17 protein-coding genes are annotated in these 20,736 nt (G+C 27.0%); 10 read left to right on the top strand and 7 right to left on the bottom strand.

Annotated features, from left to right (window positions below):
* Positions 1-4: 4 nt before the first annotated feature.
* Entirely contained in the window at positions 5-2,623 is a 2,619-nt protein-coding gene (gene bamA / locus F811_RS0105520) for an outer membrane protein assembly factor BamA (protein ID WP_020004283.1), read from the bottom strand.
* A complete protein-coding gene (locus F811_RS0105525; protein WP_033425230.1) occupies positions 2,623-7,008 on the bottom strand; it encodes a translocation/assembly module TamB domain-containing protein in 4,386 nt (1,461 codons plus the stop codon). The genes bamA and F811_RS0105525 overlap by 1 nt, the downstream gene beginning before the upstream one ends.
* Before the next feature lie 302 nt (positions 7,009-7,310).
* On the opposite strand from F811_RS0105525, the gene F811_RS0105530 reads away from it, so the two are divergent.
* The 7 genes from F811_RS0105530 to tilS all read left to right on the top strand — a co-directional run bounded on the left by F811_RS0105530 (position 7,311) and on the right by tilS (position 12,646).
* Positions 7,311-7,745: a PTS sugar transporter subunit IIA gene (locus tag F811_RS0105530; protein WP_020004285.1), complete on the top strand. Its 435-nt coding sequence runs from the start codon at positions 7,311-7,313 to the stop codon at positions 7,743-7,745.
* A gap of 569 nt (positions 7,746-8,314) precedes the next feature.
* Positions 8,315-8,458, top strand: a complete 144-nt coding sequence (locus tag F811_RS16735) for a hypothetical protein (RefSeq protein WP_020004286.1) — start codon at positions 8,315-8,317, stop codon at positions 8,456-8,458.
* Between the two features lie 41 nt (positions 8,459-8,499).
* Complete coding sequence (locus F811_RS0105540) at positions 8,500-8,877, top strand: PepSY-like domain-containing protein (protein ID WP_020004287.1); 378 nt, start codon at positions 8,500-8,502, stop codon at positions 8,875-8,877.
* A 53-nt stretch (positions 8,878-8,930) separates the two neighbouring features.
* Positions 8,931-9,731, top strand: a complete 801-nt coding sequence (locus tag F811_RS0105545) for a hypothetical protein (RefSeq protein ID WP_020004288.1) — start codon at positions 8,931-8,933, stop codon at positions 9,729-9,731.
* A 12-nt stretch (positions 9,732-9,743) separates the two neighbouring features.
* Positions 9,744-10,370 carry an MBL fold metallo-hydrolase gene (locus tag F811_RS0105550; protein WP_020004289.1) on the top strand — a complete coding sequence of 209 codons (627 nt, stop codon included), beginning with the start codon at positions 9,744-9,746 and terminating at the stop codon, positions 10,368-10,370.
* Between the two features lie 12 nt (positions 10,371-10,382).
* Positions 10,383-11,276, top strand: a complete 894-nt coding sequence (locus F811_RS0105555; protein WP_020004290.1) for a DUF1848 domain-containing protein — start codon at positions 10,383-10,385, stop codon at positions 11,274-11,276.
* Positions 11,277-11,293: 17 nt separating this feature from the next.
* Positions 11,294-12,646: a tRNA lysidine(34) synthetase TilS gene (tilS, locus tag F811_RS0105560; protein WP_020004291.1), complete on the top strand. Its 1,353-nt coding sequence runs from the start codon at positions 11,294-11,296 to the stop codon at positions 12,644-12,646.
* Positions 12,647-12,752: 106 nt separating this feature from the next.
* Here the strand turns inward: tilS and F811_RS0105565 are convergent, their stop codons facing one another.
* On the bottom strand, positions 12,753-13,685 hold the full coding sequence (locus F811_RS0105565; RefSeq protein ID WP_020004292.1) for an alpha/beta fold hydrolase: 933 nt from the start codon (positions 13,683-13,685) through the stop codon (positions 12,753-12,755).
* 411 nt (positions 13,686-14,096) lie between these two features.
* Between F811_RS0105565 and F811_RS0105570 the strand changes: the two genes are divergently transcribed.
* Together F811_RS0105570 and F811_RS0105575 are read left to right on the top strand one after the other, a co-directional pair.
* Positions 14,097-14,888 carry a prohibitin family protein gene (locus F811_RS0105570; protein ID WP_020004293.1) on the top strand — a complete coding sequence of 264 codons (792 nt, stop codon included), beginning with the start codon at positions 14,097-14,099 and terminating at the stop codon, positions 14,886-14,888.
* Positions 14,888-15,613: a ComF family protein gene (locus F811_RS0105575; RefSeq protein WP_020004294.1), complete on the top strand. Its 726-nt coding sequence runs from the start codon at positions 14,888-14,890 to the stop codon at positions 15,611-15,613. The genes F811_RS0105570 and F811_RS0105575 overlap by 1 nt, the downstream gene beginning before the upstream one ends.
* A gap of 8 nt (positions 15,614-15,621) precedes the next feature.
* Here F811_RS0105575 and F811_RS0105580 read toward each other — a convergent pair whose 3' ends face one another.
* The gene (locus F811_RS0105580) at positions 15,622-16,656 is read right to left on the bottom strand and encodes a hypothetical protein (protein ID WP_020004295.1); all 1,035 of its coding nucleotides are present in this window, start codon (positions 16,654-16,656) and stop codon (positions 15,622-15,624) included.
* A gap of 122 nt (positions 16,657-16,778) precedes the next feature.
* Complete coding sequence (locus tag F811_RS0105585) at positions 16,779-17,228, bottom strand: PepSY-like domain-containing protein (RefSeq protein WP_020004296.1); 450 nt, start codon at positions 17,226-17,228, stop codon at positions 16,779-16,781.
* Between the two features lie 168 nt (positions 17,229-17,396).
* Between F811_RS0105585 and F811_RS0105590 the strand changes: the two genes are divergently transcribed.
* Complete coding sequence (locus F811_RS0105590) at positions 17,397-18,749, top strand: MATE family efflux transporter (protein WP_020004297.1); 1,353 nt, start codon at positions 17,397-17,399, stop codon at positions 18,747-18,749.
* 70 nt (positions 18,750-18,819) lie between these two features.
* Here F811_RS0105590 and F811_RS0105595 read toward each other — a convergent pair whose 3' ends face one another.
* Together F811_RS0105595 and F811_RS0105600 are read right to left on the bottom strand one after the other, a co-directional pair.
* Positions 18,820-19,797, bottom strand: coding sequence for a cobalamin biosynthesis protein CobD/CbiB (locus tag F811_RS0105595; protein WP_020004298.1), 978 nt, complete (start codon positions 19,795-19,797; stop codon positions 18,820-18,822).
* Positions 19,798-19,844: 47 nt separating this feature from the next.
* Positions 19,845-20,435 (bottom strand): histidine phosphatase family protein, encoded by a 591-nt coding sequence (locus F811_RS0105600; RefSeq protein ID WP_020004299.1) that lies wholly within the window; start codon positions 20,433-20,435, stop codon positions 19,845-19,847.
* Positions 20,436-20,736: the final 301 nt, after the last annotated feature.

Raw genomic sequence — 20,736 nt, forward strand, 5'->3', positions numbered from 1 at the left:
ATTTTTAATAGAATGGGTGATTCATAGTAAATGCTATACCCCAGCCTCTTCCAAACCAAGCTCCTAGAGGAGTGAAAGTGTCTCCTTCAAAATCCTGAAGACCTTTTCCAAATCCTACATCATTTTTATTGTATACAAATCTTTTAGCAATGTAGAATCTTACGTTAAATATCGGAATTGTAAGTCTTATACCTACTCCTACTGAGTATATATACTGAGAAGGATCGAATATATCTTTAATATCCATAAACTGCGAAGGATAAGTATGAGCATCTCCGTCCTGATTCCATCCAGTGCTTCCTGGCATCCATAACTGACCTGCATCAAAGAAAGTAACAAACCCTAAAGTTTTAGGTATAATAGGTATACGAAGTTCGGCGAAGAATCTTACTTTAGCCCTTCCATAGCTCCAAGAGTCTGTTGAACCATCTTCTGCTTTCATATCATAAGTAGATAATCCTCTGTTTTTCTTAAATATAGTGTATTTAGAAGTATCCCAACCTCTAACATCTTCAAACGGGTTAAGATAATATAAAACATCTGCATCATTTTGTATAGGAAGCCCAGGTGTTGCTATAATCTGACCTAATTCTCCATAGAATGCGAATGAAAGCCACTCAGTTGCAGGAACAGCTAAGAATCCTGTCAAATTAAGTCTTGTAAGCTGAGTATGTCCGAAATAGAAATCAGCTATACCTCTTAAGAAACTTCCTTTAGTAGGGTTTAAATAATCATTTCTGCTGTCGCGAAGAAGTGAGTATGATATAATAAACGTAGTAAACCAATCACTCTGCCATCTTTGGAAAGAACCGTCTTTTTTATTTATTCTATGAACCAAGTATTTTTTTATGTCGCTTAATACATAATTAGGACCTGCCGCACTTGCACCTTGGTCATGCCACTGCTGATACTGCTGCACTATTGTATCAAAGGTTATGAATGTAGAATAATAGTCAGCAAAATAATAACCAAGCCTTACTATACCTTCAAAACCATGTCTTGTATAATATGAGTATTTAGGTATTCCAAAAGAATCAGTACCTATTTCATATCCAGTATTAACCCCTTCATTAAAGTATGATAAATCAACTCCCAAATATATAGGCAGATTAAGCAGATAAGGCTCAGCAAAGTTTACAGCTATACGTTTTTGAGTCTCTCCAAGTTCTCCGCTTAAACCCAACTGCAAACCCCTTCCTAAAAAGTTATTTTCTCTAATAGAAGCAAATACCTTAAATCCAGAACCAGTAGAGAAACCGCCGCCTCCTGATACCATAGCAGTTTTACCTTCAGATACATTTAAAGTTAATTCCATTAATCCTTCAGCAGAACCAGGTTTTACTCCTAAATTAATATTATCAAAGAATTGCGTATTATATAATCTTTCCTGTATTCTTTGTATTTTTGCTGTGTTAAATACTTCTCCAGGTTTTATATCTATATATCTTTGTATAACGAAATCTTTAGTTTTTGTGTTTCCAGCTATAGTAATATTTTCTATATGAGCTTTATCATTTTCTACAATATCGTACATTATATTTACTATTTTATTTTCTTCATTAACAGTAATTACAGGTATAACTTGTCTGAATATATATCCTCTTTCAGAGTATTTATTTTGTATTCCCTGATAATCAGTCATATGATATGTGTAGTTATATAATGCTCCTTTTTTTGATTTTATATCTTTTTGTATATTTTCAGATGATATAATAAAATTACCTTTGAATCCTATATCGCCGAAATAATATTTATCGCCTTCTGTGATGTATATATCTATTATTAAGTCCTGTTCATTTTTTATTTGAGGGTCTCTCCACTGGTATGTAAACTTTACATTATCTACTTTGGCTCTGTAGTATCCTCTGTCAGCATAATATTTTACAACTTTTGTTTTGTCATCTTCAAATTTAAATTCATTAAACTTCCCTAATGCCATAAATCCGTTTTCTTTTGTTGACATCTGTCTTTTAAGTTCATTAGCTGAAAAGTGGGTATTACCATGAAATCTTATGCTTGATACTTTTACCTCATTTCCTTCCACTATGTTCATTTCTATAGTGACATCAGAGCTATCGTTATTTTCTATTACTTTAGGCTCTACATAGGCTTTTAAATATCCCTTATCCTGATAATTAGTAATAATAGCATTAACTGCTTCATTAAGTTTCTGCGGTATATATGGGTCTCCTGTTCTCATTATAGGCTTTATAGCATCATTAAGTGCTGTTCTGCTTAAACGTTTATTGCCAATATATTCTATATTTTTTATTATGTATCTTTCAGCTACTACAATATTTAATACAACGCCTTCATCTTCTCTGTTTGCATCAATAGCTACTCTGTCAAATAACTGAGTATCAAATAGTTTTTTAATAGCTTCATTTATTTCTGTTCTTTGAAATTTACTTCCAGCTTTTATTGGAAAGCTGTTTATTATTTGGTCTTTTGTAAGTCTTACTTCGCCTGTAACATCTATTCTTTTTATTACAAGACCTTCATATACAGCAATGTTTTTTGCTGTCTGTAAATTTTCAAAATCACTCTCTGCCGCTATAAGCAAAGCAGCAGCAAGTACAAGAAATGAAAATAAAATAATACAATTTTTCTTAATAAAATTCACTAAAATCTCCACCGAGTAACTATATTAAAATCTTGTCCTTTTCCTCGTATATCGAAAGGGTTTATTTTATACTCAAAAACAAAATTTGCAAGTTTATAATTCTTTAATAAAGAAACCTCAAAACCGAACTGATGGTCAAAATAATAAGGGTCTACATTTTTACCATTTATACTAGGTCTTGTTGTATCAACAGCTCTATAAGTAACATCGTATTTTAAATATAAATATTTAGAAACATATTTTCCTATTCCCACACTTGTATTATCCCATACGGATGTAGGACTTATACTATTATTATTTGTAACAAACAATAAATTATTTACTACTGTAGGGCTTAAGTTAATATAATCTATGCCTAAAAATTGTCTTACCCATCTTTCAACGGGTCTTAATACAGTACTTCTTAAAAGCAAATCACTATAATTCATAGTAAGCTGCTGAAGCTGATCATTATTGATAGTGCTTCTGCTTGAAGTGCTTTCAGCAAACATCTGGTCTTCTCTGCTTCCGAAACTTCCCTGAGGAATTCCAGCAAGCTGATTAACCTGATACTGTCCCAAAGCTGGTATAGTATAGAACCTTACAGGTGAAAGTCCTGAGTTCTCAGAAGATACTAATTGAGAGAGTCTTGCATTCATTTCCATATATAAAGTTACACTCTCGCCTGCAATTTCACTTTCAAATGATTGAGACGAGATATTTGCAGTTGAAGGATAGTATTTCTTATATGTATATGCTGTAGCTGTTATTATAGGGTCTAAACTGTTATTAGGCGGGAAAGTAACAGAACCGCTTTCAAGCTGATATATATTTTGAAGATAATAAATACTTCCTCTGTCTACATTAACAGTACCAGCAAGCTCTATGCCGTCCATAAGAGTATTATAAACTCTCATTTTTGAGCCTTCTTCCAGATATACGTCTCCTACTAAATTATGTGCTACTCTTACCTGACGCCAAGCCTCTATAGTAAAGTCCCAATAAATCTTACTTAATATGCCGTAAACTCTTTCCTTATATGTACTTCCAGAAGGCAAAGTGGAAAGCTGAACATCGCTTTTCATAAGTGTAAGTACTCCGCCTATTCTAGGAGCTGCTATATTTCCGCCTACTGTAATATCCACATGCACTGGGCCTTTTACTTTTGTAATACCCAAGTTTATATTTCCGTCTAAAAGCCCTAATTGTTCATCTGAAGAAAGCAAATCAAATGCCATATAGTTTATACTGTTTTTAAAAATTTCGGCTTCTCCAGTTACACTTAGATTTTTCTTTTTCTTAGATGTAAAAGTTAAATTATTTACATTAAACATATGTCCGTCAAAATTAAAATCTACTATAGTGTCATCAAATATATCATTAAAATATGCTATTTTTACCCTTTTTCCATGACCTAAAAATCTGCCGTCTATAGCAACATTATCAGTATCCCCATGTATATGGGCATACAATGTATATGGTTTTCCATCCACCATAAAATTGGTAGGAGATGAATGTATTTCTGTGAATAATACATTAAATATTTCAAATACTTCTACATTGATTATGTCGGATGTAACGAGCAAATCTACCTGATCTCTTTTAGTATTTTTTATTATGCCGTCTATATTAAGCATATTATTATCATCATATACATATATCAAATCTGTTCTAGTGCCTTCATCTTCTTTGGTAATAGAGCCGTTAATACCATGTTTTTTGGTATTTGTAAATGTAATATCTTCTCCGTTGTATGTAACTATAGTTCCGAACTCTGGAAGTTTTCTTTTATTTATTGTTATAGGTGTAGTTTGTATTCTAAACTCCTGTCTTCCGTCTGGGAGTCTTCTCATATTATAATCTATAGTTCCTGAATACGAGCTTAAATATACTATATTATTAACTTCTACTTTCATATTCTGCAAATCTTTTGAAAAATAGGCATATGGTATTTTAATCTGCTGTTTTTTGGTAAATGCTTTAGATTCAACAGTACCAAAAGTACCTGTTTTTGTTACAAGTATATCTTTTAATTCTAATTCATCTGTTTTATAGTAGCCAGTTAAAGAAACATCAAATCTCATACCCTGTATTTGAAACTCTTTAATATCAAATTTTTCAAGATATACTACAGGGCTGTTCATAAGTCCTATAACGGTGGCATTTGCTGTAAGTATTCCGTATGCTTTACCGCTTATATCAAAAGGAAGCTGACTTATAGTAACTTTGCCATATACATTATTTTTATTAATAGAAGCATCTAAAGCAAATATACCGTCATTTTCTATATCTTTTAATAGGGCAGTAAGTTTTCCTATACCATCGCTTGAAGTAAGTATACCGTTTCCAGACACTCTGTTTTCACCGTAATCAAGCACTATATTGGTAAGCATTATGCTTTGATTAGAAAGCTCAAACTGAGTATTTAAGGCAAATACAGGAGCTAAGTTTTTATTGGCTTTGATATTGCCGTATACATATATAGGCTCTTGAGTATAGTTATTTATATCAACATCAACATTTATGTCTATATCTTTTATGCTTAAAGTTTTTGGAGTTTTAATGTTTAAATCTAATAATCCGTTTGTTGCCATTACTCCGCTTGCTATTATTTCTGATTTATCTGTAGAAGCGTATATTATTCTATTTCCGTTTGTGGATGTTGTTGTAAAACCGCTTAATCCGTAATTACCTGCTGGTGTTCCTACATTACCGTTTATTTTTACATTGAAATTTTTATCATATTCTATTTTGGCATTGGCATTTATACCGCTGTCTTCTGAAAGTCTGTAGTATATATCATCTATATCTATAACATTCTGATATGCTGACATTCCTATTCTTATAAGATATTCTTCTGTATATATTTTTCTAGATGATGCTTTAAGGACATGAACATTTCCTTTGCCTTCCGTGTACATTGCATTACTGAGGCTGTAGTTTATATTCAATGATGATAAATTATCTATTATATTTTTGCCTAATAATACTAAAAATATATCCTGCGGTATTACACCTTTAGCCTCTGCTAATATTGGTTTTGTTTTATCGAGTGAGAAACTCATATTGAAAGGCTGTTCATATTTATTAGGTCTTAAATTAAGTCCTATTTCTTTATCGTCTCTGTTATATAAAAAATCAAATGACAAAGGATTTGCTAATGTATTTGCATATGTAAAAGATGATATTGTAAATCTTGATTTTATTTCTTTATCATTTACAGCGATAGGAGTTAAATAAAGTTTTGTAGATAATTTTTTAGCTCCTGCATTTATATCTTTTACATTTAACGATATAACGCTTGATATAGGATCGCTTAGAGGAACTATTCCGCTTGCTGTAATATTTCCGTCTAGGGCATTTATATAGGCATTGGAAAGTATTATACTGTTATTGGTAAGTTCTGCGTTAACTGCTGCATTGAATAACTTATCACGTACTTTTAAGTCGAAGTCTATATATGAGTTTGTTATATTTTTTAGAGAATAATAGCCATAGGCATTAATATCAGCATCTCTGAAGGTATTAATATAATTGCTTATAGAAGTTATTTTTTTATTGTCTAATTTTACAAACTTATAAATAATAGGTGTATCTAAAGCTATATCCATAAATTTGTATACTGTATCTTTTTCTATTTTTATATTTGTAACTGAAAAATTAATATCTTCATTATTATGATTATAATTAAAGTTTATAAAGTCATATTTATTTTCATTTTGAAGACTAGCATAAACTTTATCATATGAGTTTGTTACAAATAAATTGTATTTAAATAAATCCCCGTTTTCATCTTTGGCATATATTAATGTGTTAATATCTGACAAATTAGTTTTACTTTCCAAAGCAAAATGAACAATTGTTTTATCTGGTAAGTTCAAATCATATGACAAAAAATATCCGTAATCTCTAAAATTGCCGTATAGAGAATTAAGAGACACTTCTGTTGTAGTATTATTATCAACCACTTTTGCTGAGAAGTTTTTTATATTAATATTTTTATCCATAAATATAGGAGTTATACTATTAATCGTATCTCTAATACTTTCATATGTATTTTTTTTATTTGTACTTTCGCTTTTAAATATAGAAGTATCAAAAACAACAGGATAAAAGTCGGCATTATCAATATTAATATCGCTTAAAAGATAGAGCGGATCCCTCTTTATAAATATTCTAAAAAAATTAAATCTTAATGAGGCTTTATCCATATCAAAGAATGCCTCTTTACTATTTTTGGAATAGAGTTTAACATTATCCAAAACTAGTTCTAATTTATAGGATATGCTTATATCTGATATCGATATATCTATAGGACTTACTCTATTTACGTATTCTATAACATTATCAAGATATTTCTGTTTATTAGAAAGTACTATAGATACGCTAAATAAAGCAGGTATCATAAAAGCCATCAAGGTCGTAGCTATATACATTCTGAACCTAGAGTATCTATCCTTTTTACGCAATAAAAAGTCCTTTTTAAAAAATATTTACAATTATTATTTTACACTATAATATAACCTATTTTTAGAAAAATTGTTATATCCTTAATTATTAATTATCGGAATTTGATTTTTTATATATTAAAAACTTGGAATTTGATATTTTGAAACTTGTTTGTACATTAAAATCAATTTGACAAATAATAAAAATCAAACTATAATATTATATACGTAAAAATAGTTTATTATTCGGGGGTATATGTATGCTAAAACAGCTTATAAGAAACAAAATAGATATAGTTGATAGCATTGATAATTGGGAAGAGGCTATAAGAAAAGGTGCTGAGCTTTTACTTGAAAATAAATGTATAGAGCCTAGATATGTTGATTGTATTATAAAAAATATTAAAGAAACAGGTCCTTATATTGTGTTGGGTGACGGAATGGCTATGTCTCATGCCAGACCTGAAGACGGAGTTTTGAAAAATGGTATTACACTTTTAAAAATAAAAAATGGTGTTGACTTTGATGATAAAAATAAAATATTCTTATTATTTACTTTGGCTGCTGAAAATAATGAGAATCATCAGGGTTTAATGGAAGAAATTGCTGATTTGCTTAATGAAAGTGAAAAGATTAAGAGAATTATGTATGATGATTTAACTGATTTAGAAATATACGATATTATATTACAGTAGTTTTAACATCGCTTATTTTTTATAATTATAAATTGAAAATTATTAGGTTTTTCTATTTTTTGGCTAAGCATACCTGCAGATGCAATTATAAAAAATCTTATACTAATTATATTTTATATTAAATTATCAAATTGTGTTTAAAATTAGTATTATTTAGTAACCCTGTTTCTCACAGCAGGATGCAATCTGCAGCTTAAAAGCCATTCAAATATTTTAAATTTAGAAAATAATTTTTGACAAATTATAGTTGTTTAGATACAATCTAAATAAATATATTGACATACTAAAAATAATATTATAAGGTTTAAACTGTATAATAGACTTGTTTCAAAACTACTTGACAAGATTATATATGAAAATTTAACAATTTATCAATCATAAAAACAATGTTTTATATGTTGTATAAATTATTATTGTAGTATATAAACATGCAGTCTTTTTGCTTCTTTGGGTCACCAAAAGAAGTGGGGGTGCGGGGGCTAGTCCCCGCAATTATAAATAAAAATAGTTTTGAAACAAGTCTAATGATTAAAAGATTAGAATGATTAAACTATTTAAAGGATATTATTATGAAAACAAAAGAAGAATTAGTAGAATTTCTAAATAAAAAAATTGAAAATAATCAAAATCTTGATGATGCTCATAATTATATTTTCTTAAAGGCATATTTAGAAGATATGATAGAAAAAGAAAAAAGTGAAATTAATAAATAAGTTATTTAAGATAGTTATATAAAAATTATTAGATTACAATTATGGATATTATACCCTATAAAAAACTTCCAGAAAAAGCAAGAAACTTTATAGAAACATATTTTAATGATTATTATGTATTTAAGACAACATTTACTTCATCATACAGTGTTGTATTTAAAGGCGGAAGTTCTGTAAACTTTACTTCAAGAGGAGAATGGACTTCTATTATAGGAAATGGTAATGAGATAGCATTCAGCATAATAGAGAAACTCGCTGAAGATAATATTATAGAAAAAGAAGTTATAAATACTATAAAAGAAAAATATGATAGCTTTACTATATACAGAATAATAAAAAAGAAAAATAAATATGAAATAGAAATTGATAATAATAATGTTATTATAGATATAAAAGGCAGTATATTAAAAAACAAATAAAAATATTATAAATATATATTGAAATTTGTATTTTTAGGGTTTATCATATAACAATGAAAAACATATTAATAATTTTTTTTATATTAAGTTCATTTTTATCAGCACAGTATTATTCCTATACTAATATTCCATCTTTTGAAAAAAGCGAATACTTTGTTCATAAAGGCGTATCTGGAAAAAAGAATAATGCTTTAATAGTATACACAGAAACTTCAGTTGACAGCAATGGATACTGGAATATTAAAGAAACATATATTAAAGGCTTTGTTACGAATAAGTTGAAAGATCCTTTCCTATTAGAAGAAAGCATGATGACCAATATAAGAAAGTCTGAAATGTATTCTATAATAGATTTATCCAATATGCGTACAGTTTATAATAAAAGTATAGACTACCATGATTTCGGTACAATAGAAAATACATTTGATATAAGGGGTAAGATTAATTATACAAATGATTCAGGCTCTTTAGCCATATTTTCTATGTACGGAGCATATCAAATAGCAAGAACTTTTCCTATTGATATAACAAATACAATGAATATCGTTATGCCTACTGCTTCAAAAGACAATAAAGTGAAGGTATCTGTAGTAAATAATGGAATTAAAAAGATTAAGATAAATGGAGAAGAAAAAGAATGCTATGAAATGGAAATAAAAATTGAGGGAATACCTTTTGCTATATTCTTCCCTACAATAAATGCATATATCGAAAAAGATGATAAAACAAGAAAAATAATAAAGTATAACACTTTAGCTGGAATGCTTGATACTATGGACGTTTTTCTTACACAGAACGGAAGAGAAAGTGAGAAATCTCAGGAAACTACTGATAATAATGATAAAATAAATTAGGAGAAAATAATAATGAGCGAATTAAAAGTGGACTGCATAAATATAAATATGTATGGAATGAATTCTTATATAGTATCTTGTGATGATGAGGCGATGATAATAGATATGGCTAAATTATCATTCGGATATGATGATTATAAAAAACTATTGAATGGTAAAAAACTTGTAAGAGTAATATATACTCATGGACATTTTGATCATATATCTGGTGCTGATGATATAAGAAAAGAGTTTCCTAATGTTCCTCATTGTGTTCATAATCTTGATTATAATTTTTTTCAAGACCCTAATTTAAATGTAAGTGCCTATCTTGGGAATATTATAACCTGCCAAAGCCCTGAAGAAAAGTTTAATGACGGCGACACTTTCAAATTAAAAGATATAGAGTTTAAGGTAATACATACTCCTGGTCATACAGAAGGCGGAGTTTGTTTTTATACTAAAGGTCATTTATTCTGCGGAGATACAATATTCGCATATGGTATAGGAAGAACTGATTTTCCTACTGGTGATTATGATACATTAGAAAAAAGCATAAAAGAAAAAGTATTTGCTTTAGATGATGATACTCTTTTATATCCTGGTCATGATGCATACGGATTTAAATTATCACAAAGAAAAAAAATGGGCGTATTTTAATATCAATATAAAATGATAATTAGTGCAAGCAGGCGTACTGATATACCTTCTCTTCATACAAAATGGTTTTTAAATAGATTAAGAGAAGGTTATGTCATCACTCAAAACCCCATAAACAAAAATAATTTTTATAAAATACCTTTAAATAAAAACATTGTAGATATAATAGTATTTTGGTCAAAAAATCCTGATATAGAGTTTTTGAAGGAAGTAAAAGATTTAGGTTATGAGTTTTATATTCATTTTACTATTACGCCTTATGATAAAACTATAGAAAAAAATATTCCAGATAAAGAATTATTAATAAAAAAGTTCATTAAAATAAGCAAACTATTCGGAAAAGAAAGAATAGTATGGAGATATGACCCTATTATATTAAATGATAACTTTGATACTGATTATCATATAAATAATTTTAAAAACTTCTCTGAAAGTTTGAATGGATATACTGATGAATGCATATTCAGCTTTGTTGAAATATATTCCAAAATAAAAAATAATATTAAAAGTATAAATAATGATGATAAAATATCATTAATAAAAACTCTAAAAGAAATATCTCACAAAAATAATATAAAATTAAAAAGCTGCTCCCAAAATATTGATATAACAGAAAAATCTTCATGTATAGATAAAGAGAGAATACAAAAAATATTAGGCTATCCTATAAAAGAAAAAAAAGATAAATCTCAAAGAAAATTATGCAGTTGTATTGAAAGTATCGATATAGGTGTGTATAATACTTGCAGTAACGGATGCATATACTGCTATGCTAATTCAAAAAATATATTAAAAAATTATGATGTAAATAGTGAAATATTATCAGATAAATATTTGAATGATAATAAAGATATACAAGAGAGAAAAATAATTGTTAATGAAAAAATTAATGCATTTAAATTATAAACTTAATGGATAACATAATGATAAAAGAAACTTCACAATTTTTACTTTCAAATATAGACAATATAAAAAATAAAACATTAGCTGTAGCATATTCTGGAGGGATTGATTCTCAGGTTATGCTTAATATTGCATACAGATTAAAAGATGAGTTATCATTCAATTTGATAATAATACATGTTAATTATAATCTCAGAGGAGAAGATTCTACTAATGATGAATTATTTGCCCGCAGTATGGCTAAAAAATATAATATAGATATATATGTTAAAGAAATACCGCCGAACAGTTATATAGGGAAAAATATTCAGCTTGAAGCTAGAAATGACAGATACGCTTTTTTTGAAGAGCTTTATAATAAAAAAATATATGATTATCTTTTAATAGCTCATAATAAAGATGATTTAGCTGAAACTATAATTTACAGAATGATTAAAGGGGCAGGTACTGATGTTTATAAAAGTTTAAGAGAAAAAAAAGGATATATTTTAAGACCTATTTTAAACTTTTATAGAAAGGATATTGAAATATATGCTAAAGTTAATTCTCTCTCCCACAGAGAAGATTATTCAAATAAAAAAAATTATTATGCAAGAAATAAAATAAGAAATCTAATAATACCAATGCTTGAAGAAATAAATACGAATGCCAAAACAAATATTATAAGATTTGCAAAAAGAAGCTATGAAGAAACTTCTATATTAAGAAAAAAGATTAATAAATTATACAAAAAAAATATATCTAAAAAAAATAAAAAACTTAATATAGAAAAAATAAAAAATATAAAAAGTCTTTTCATAAAAAAAATAATAATAAAACTTCTTGCAAAAAATAGTATAGAAATAACAGAAAAAAGAGTTATTGAAATACTAAACATAATAAAATCTGATAAGCCTAATATTAGATTAAGACTTGATAATTGTTATATAGTAAAAGAATATAATATTATAAAAATAAAACCGATACAAATAAAAAATGAAGAATATAATTATATAAAAATAGATAAAAACGGAGTATATAACTTTTTAGATAAAAAAGCAGAAGTAAAAAAAATTTTGAATAAAGATATTGACTATAAAAAAGGACTGTATATAAAAGCTAAATATCCAATTACAATAAGAACTAAAAAAGACGGGGATTTTATATATGCATATCCTAATAATCAAAAAAAATATTTAAGAAAAATTTTTATAGATTTAAAAATATCAGCATATGAAAGAAATACAATACCTGTAATAACTTCAGAAGATGATAATAATATATTAGCATTATATTTAGAGCCTTATGGATTAAATAGGATATCAAATGAAGTTGCTGTAAGTAAAGAAGATGAATACATATTAAAAATCAGTTTTTATAATGATAATGTATAAAATAATGAAAAAATGATATTCCAAAAATGTGTAGACTTATGTTTATAAATAAAAAAGTATAGGAAAAATTATCCTATACTTTTACAAAAATATTATTCAAAAAATATTATGCTATATGAGAATTAAGCCAAGCAATTATCTCATTATACACATCATCTCTTTGAACATCATTAATTATCTCATGTCTTCCGTCCTTATAAAGACTTATATTAACATCTTTAAAGCCTAATGATTTATACATATCATATACCCATTTAACACCTTTTCCCATATCACCTACAGGATCTTTATCTCCAGATATTAAAAGTATAGGGAAATCTTTATTCATAGAAGAATAATTCTCACTATTTGAAATTTTATCAATAAGCTCAAACATCTGTATATATGTTTCTATACTGGCGGGCTTATCTGCAAAATATTCATCTTCCTGAACTTTTTTAATTTCTTCTTTATCTGAAGTAAGCCAAGCAAGATCTGAATTTTCTTTAGGAAAGAATTTTTTTCCGTATCCTCCTACAGATAGCTTATCAAGCAAATGTGCTCTTTTTCTTCCGCCGAATATAGATTTCTGAAAATTAGCTATTGTCTTTCCAAAATTCTCTATACCTTTCATTTTTCCTCTAGTACCCATTATAATAGCACCGTCTAAGTCTTTATAATACTTTATTAAAAAACCTCTTGTTAAAAATGAGCCCATACTATGACCAAACATGAAGTATGGTATATTAGGATAATCAGCTTTGGTGTTTACCATTAAATGTCTTAAATCTTCTATTATTAGTTCATGCCCTTTTTCATCGGCTATATGCCCTATTTGATCCTTACTCACAGTGCTTCTGCCAAAACCTCTGTGATCATCAGCACAAACTAAAAAACCAGCTTCATTTAATTTTTCAGCAAACTCCTTATATCTTCCTGCATGCTCTCCAAGTCCATGAACTATTTGCACAATACCTTTAGGCTTAGAATCTGGAATAAATATATATGTATACATTCTATGACCGTCATCAGATATTAAAACTCTGTTTAGCATTTTCATAAAAAAGACTCCGATAAATATAAAAATCTATTAAAAAAATTGTTTTACAATTATTATATTTTTATAACAACATAGACAAATCAGCATATACTGCCAATCATAAAATGAATATAAATTATATCCTTAAAATAATAATAAATTATATAGTATTTTTTTTCTTAATGCAATAAATATTTTCACTATATTTTTAATATGTATTTATAAATTTGCATATTATACTTGATTTATAAAAAATAGTGAATTTCATATCTTAAATGTATTTTAATCATATATACACAATGCATATTTTTGCATCGGTAATAATCAAGTTATAATTATAGTACGAAATAATACTATTGTAATATAATTAAAAACTTGCAAAAAATATTATTATCATTTATTATTTTTATAATAATTTTTAAGGAGAGTTTTATGAGAATTATCGATATTAGTTCAAACAAATTACATTCTATACTGTTTGTAATTTTGCCTGTTGTATTAATAGCAGGTTTTTTAATATTTTCAAGTGTTACTATTATATCTACTGGTGAAGTAGGAATAAGAAGCAGACTTGGTAAAGCTATATCTCAGGAAGAGCCAGGTCTTCATTTTAGAATACCATTTATAGACACTATAAAAACTATGGAAGTAAGAGAGCAGACTGTAGAGAAAACTTATTCAGTATCATCGAAAGATATGCAGACTATATCAATGACTTTGAATGTTCAGTATTCTATAGGAGGAGACGCTTTGGATTTATACAGAAAATTCGGAGTAGATTATAAAAACAAATTAATTAATCCTAGAATATCTGAAAGCCTTAATGCAGTTTCAGCAAGATATACTATAGAAGAGTTTATAACAAAAAGAAATGAAATGGCTGCAGAACTTTTAAAAGAGGTTATGGCAGATTTTGATGATTACGGAATAACAGTTGCTGCTTGTTCTATTATAGAGCATGATTTCTCTGATGAATTTGACCAAGCAATAGAGAGAAAATTAATAGCATCTCAGGACGCTCTAACAGCACAAAATGCTTTGGAAAAAGTACGATATGAGGCAGAAGCTGAAATTACTAAAGCTAAAGGTGTTTCTGAAGCTAATAGAATTATGCAGGAATCTTTAACTCCTTTACTAATACAGAGAATGTACATAGAAAAATGGGACGGTAAAATGCCTCAAGTATCAGGATCTGGTGTTACTCCTATGATACAAATAAAATAATGTACAAAAAAATTATAAAATATTTAGCATCTATAATATTTCCAAATCACTGCATCATATGCGGAAATATTATAGAAAGCAGTAATATGAATTATATATGTATAGACTGCATCAATAAAAAGCTAGACTATATACATAAAGATGAATATATACGATGCCAAAGATGCGGTAAAGTTTTGGAAAATATAAACTCTATTTGTATATGTCAATATGAAGAAATTTATTTTGATGAATGTAAGTCTATGCTTTACTATACAAATAATGCAGTAGATATTATTCATAAAATGAAGTTTTCTCATAGATATTTAATATGTCATGATTTTGCGGCTATGCTTAGCTATTATTATAAAGACTATATATTAAAATACGATGCTGTTACTTTCGTTCCTCTTGGAAAAAAGAGACTATTAGAAAGAGGATACAATCAAAGCGAGCTTATTGCAAAGACTATATCAAAGATTCTAAATATAAAATTAATTGATGATATAATTATTCGTAAAAAAGAAACCAAAGCATTGAGTTCTTTAAATAGCAAAACAGAAAGAATAAATATGATAGAAAATGCTTTTGAAGTAAATACCAGTTATACTTTAAAAGATAAAATGAACCTGCTTATAATAGATGATGTAATTACCACTGGAAGCACTTTAAATGAAATATCAAAAGAAATTAAAAAGCTCGAATGCATAAATAAAATAGGAGTATTAACTGCCGCAAGAGCCTAAATACATTATTAATTGTTAATATATTTCAAAACTTTTTCTTCCATTTCTAAATCATTCATTTTTTCAGCACATTTTATAAAATTATCATACACAGCTTTAGTATATGATAAATGCTCATTACTAAAAGCTATTTTTACAAATTTCCATAATGCATTATCTTTATCGATATTATCTTTATTGAGAATAATTTTTAAAGCACAATCTACGATTAGTATTCCAGCATTGATATTATAAAATGCATCTATATTTTTTATATCATCAATATTATTTGTAAGAGTATCATAGGCTTCATCATATTTTGAAAGCCTTACAAGATTTTCTATATAATTCCCCAAGTATGAAAGTAAATAAAATAAATTCTTCTTTGAAATCAAAGCATTTTTTTTATTTTTTTCATAATTATCCTTTGAAATAGAGTATAACTCTTTATTTGCATTTAGTTCTCCTTCTTTGTTTCCAACCTCAATCTCAAAATCTCTTAATCTCTCTAAATTAATTCTGTCCCACACTTTTATAGAAGATTTCCATATATCTATAAGCTCATAATATAAATCTTTAAATCCCAGCTCTAAAGCATAATGTATAGTATAGAGTATATTCAATTTTTCTATATCATCTTCAAATCTCACATCGCTGTCATATCCTATTGAACAATCAGTATTAGCTTCTTTAGCCTGTTTGAATAATGCTTTATTATCTTTACCATATCTATTAAGCAGAAATGTTAAAACCTCTAATGATATGCCTATACCTTTATATTTTGATGTCTTTCTGTCTTTTATCTCTTCTTCAAATAAATAAACTATTATATTTTTTACAGCATCTTTTTTTAAAGCTTTTATATTCTTATAATACAAAATAGCAAATGCAAGTCTTGCCCTTAATAAATAGTTTTTATCAACATTATCTTCACTTTCGCATGAATATTTTTTTATTAAAACGTCAAAATTTTCTTTATTTTCATAAAAAGAATTCACCATATTATCAAAATCATTCTGATACATTTTTAAAGCATTAATTAATTTTTCCTGATATAATTCCATAATATTTATACTCCTAAGTGAAAACTATATAAGAAAAATGAAGTTTTGTCAAAATTATTTTTACAGTTATGTTACTAATATAGCTTTTTATGTATATACAATATTTTATATTAATTAATTTTTTAAGATTTTTTTATTTTTATAATATTGCCTTCATAGTCTATATAAATATATTCTTTATCATCGGCCTTAAACTCTATTCCTTTGCTTCTTTTGTATATATTATTAATGGTTTTATATTTTGACTTAATTATATTTATTATTTTAGAGTCAATAAACTTTTCTGCTGTACTAATAGCTATTGTTTGTCTATTGCCTATTACAGAAGTCCATTCACCTTTTCTATTAAAGTTAATTGATGAGCCTCCTTCAAAAATTACAGTATATTGTGAAGAAACAGAGGCACTATACACTTTATAGTCATTAAAATATTTATTTACAAACTCCTGAATATTTATCGGCAAGGAAGTATATGGTATAAAATTGATATTTCTCTCATCATCAAAAAACAAAAATGAAGAAGAGGTTAAATATATAAAAACTATTAAAATATAATATATATTTCTTTTCATAAAAATATATCCTTAAATTTATAGTCAATAGTACAGCAAAATATAAATATTTCAATACCAAATAAAAAAGTAAATTTTCGTACTTTTTCTATTGACAAAAGAGTAAACATGCATATAATACCATATTTATATAGTACGAAAGAAGACTATTTTTAAAAGGAGTTTATCATGATTAATACTTACCAAAATACTAAAAACATGGAAAAATCTTTTTTTAAGTATGTTTTGCCTGCAATAGTTTCTACTATGCTTGGAGGGCTTTATATAGTTGTAGACGGATTTTTTGTAGGTAATTCTATGGGGGATAATGGGCTTACTGCTATTAATTTAGTTTATCCTATAGGTACTTTAATTGCAGCATGTGCTGTTATGCTTGGTATGGGAGGCTCTGTTATAATGTCTACATACCTTGGGGGAGGCGAGAGCAAAGGTTTTAATAAAGCTAAATCAAATACTTTTATCACTTTAATACTTGCATGTATTATATTAACTATTATTTTGCTTTTATTAAAAAATAAATTAATATATCTTCTAGGTGCTAGGGATAATATATTTAAACTTGCTGATGAATATATTACGGTTATAATATTAGGAGGCAGTTTTCAGATAATATCATATGGGAGCATGCCTATAATAAGAAATTTAGGAAAAACTATTCATGCTATGGCATTTATGGGTGCAGGTCTTATAACAAACATTATACTTGACTATTTATTTTTAATGGTTTTTAAATGGGGAATGTTTGGTGCGGCACTTGCTACAATAATAGCACAGGGTATTGTTGCTTTAATCTCTCTATATTATTTATTTATAAGAAAAAAATATAGAGTAAAATTATCAGACTTTGACTTATCAATGATAAAAAGAGCCGTTCAAATAGGTCTTTCTCCTTTTGGTTTGGTTATGGCACCTTCTTTGATAGTAATATTTAATAATTGGCAGTGTATAAAGTATGGAGGATATACAGCAGCTTCTGCGTATTCGGTAATAAACTATATATACGGATCTGTTATATATTTGTTTGAAGGTATTGCTGAGGGCTGTCAGCCTATGATAAGCTATTTTAAAGGTGCTAAAAGAAATGATCTTATGAAAAAAGTATTTAAAAAAGGAGTATTATTTGCCGTGATACTTGCCTCAATTATTTTAAGTATAATTCTAATATTTAAAAATAATTTTGGTATTTTATTCGGTTCTTCTATAGAAACTAATGATATTATAAGCAAAGGATTAATTTTAATATCTGTTTCATTTATACTTCAGCCTATAGTAAGATTAGGAACAGCTTATTTTTACTCTTCGGGTGAAAGCAGATATTCAGCACTTTTAACTTATATAGACCCTTTATTTGTAAGCCCTTTATGCATATTAGTACTTCCGCTATTTTTTAATCTTAACGGAGTGTGGCTTGCTTTACCTTTTTCTCAGTTTATACTAATAGTATTATTTATATTTATTTTTTATAATACAAATATAAAAGATAAAGATTTTATAAAAAAGACAGTATATCAAAATGAATAGTAAAATAATAGGTTTTAAGTAATTATTTTATTTTTATTTAAAACCTATTATTTAATAATGTAGATAATATTTAAGCAATTATAGAAGCTATAAGCATAGATATAAGTTTTATTATTATTAACAGAGCTAATGAAAATATAGCAGAAGTTAATATAAACTTATTAGCTTTTTCTATATGCCTTATTTCCAAATCTTCTAAATATTCACCTACTAAAGGTCTGTCGTACATTTCACCGTCTTTTATATATTCTCCACCAAGCTCTATATCTAAAGCCCCTGCAACACTTGCTTCCAATCTTGCTTTATTATTTTTGCCGTCTCTTTTTAATGCTGTAAAGGCATTTTTATATTCATATCTTAATATTCTTGATGTTATAATATGAACAATAGATGTAAAAAAAGAAGGTATTATATTTAATATATAGCAGAGTTTTATATTAAATATTCCAAAAATATCATCGCTTTTATTTTCGTCTATATATACAGTGTCTGAAGAGCTTTCAGATAATTTATAAATGGCTTTATATGCTATACAAAGAGGAGCTCCGCCCAAAAGTAAAAATATTGCAGGGTATATATAATCTTCAGCAATACTTATTACAGTATATTCAATAGTGTTTTTTATAATCTGTTCTTCTTCAATATCTTCCGTATCTATATCGGTATTTTCTTTAAGCAGAGATTTTGCCTTCTTTATATCATTATTTTTTAAGCTATGATATATACGTGAGCTAATCTCTAATGGCTTTCTAATACCCAATGTAATATAACATAATGCCAATTCTATTATCAAACCTAAAAGAAAATGAACTTTATATAAAAGCATTAAAAGAAAAAATGGTATTAAAAAACATATTGCTATGATTATTAAAGAAGATAATGTTCCTATAACAAATGAAAGTGTATTATTTTGAGTATTTACTTTTTTTCTAAATAAATCTTCAGCTATAAAATGCAGTCTTGGTACAAATACAAAAGGATCAAATTTTATATTTTTAATAAATATATTTAAAAGAAAGGATATAGGTAATATTAAAAGTATTTTCATGTTAATTTATTCCAAATTAAAAGTTATTACTAATAATCATCGTAAAATTAGAACTTTTCTATAATATTTATATTATTTTTATCGTCTATTTCTGTGTAATAACCGCATCCGTTTTGTAAAAGGTATTCATAAAACCCTAATTTCTGTTTATCGAATCTGCTGAATATAGACATGATAACACCACCATGTGTTACAACAGCGGTATAATTCATATTATTTTTTTTCATATCTTCTATAATATAAAAATATGCTTCTTCTGTTCTTTTGAAGAAACTATCAGAAGTCTCTCCGTTAGGTACATTGCTTTTCCAATTAGTTCTAAAAAACTCTTTATAATAAGGATTATCTTTTAATTCATCATGATTTTTACCTTCAAAATCACCGAAGCATCTTTCTCTCAAATCATTTATAATTTCTTTATTTTCTTCATAATCATTGAAATATATCTGAGCAGTTTCTAAGCATCTTTTTAGAGGACTGCAGTATAGTTTTTGAACTGGTTTATATTTATCTATAATGCTTTTTTTGTTTATAAGAAAATCTTTTCCAGCTTCAGATAATGGAGCATCAGTAGAACCTAGCCATCTGCCTTCAGCATTTAATTTTGTTTGCCCATGACGTATAAATAGTATTTTCATAATGATTACTCCATTTAAAAATTAATTTGTTCAGCGTTTAAGTTTACATTATAATAGCAGTTTATTTTTTTTCAATAAGATTATTGATATTATTTTTATAACTTGTGAAATTATGTAAAAATAATATGTGGGTTTATAAATATTATTGACAAATATGTTTATAGAATATAGAATATGCTAACTATATAATTTTGGTATATTTATGAACAACACAACACAACACAACACAACACAACACAACACAACACAACACAACACAACACAACACAACACAACACAACACAACACAACACAACACAAC

Origin of the sequence: Brachyspira innocens ATCC 29796 (assembly GCF_000384655.1) — a bacterium.
In the GTDB taxonomy this organism is placed as follows: Bacteria; Spirochaetota; Brachyspiria; order Brachyspirales; family Brachyspiraceae; genus Brachyspira; species Brachyspira innocens.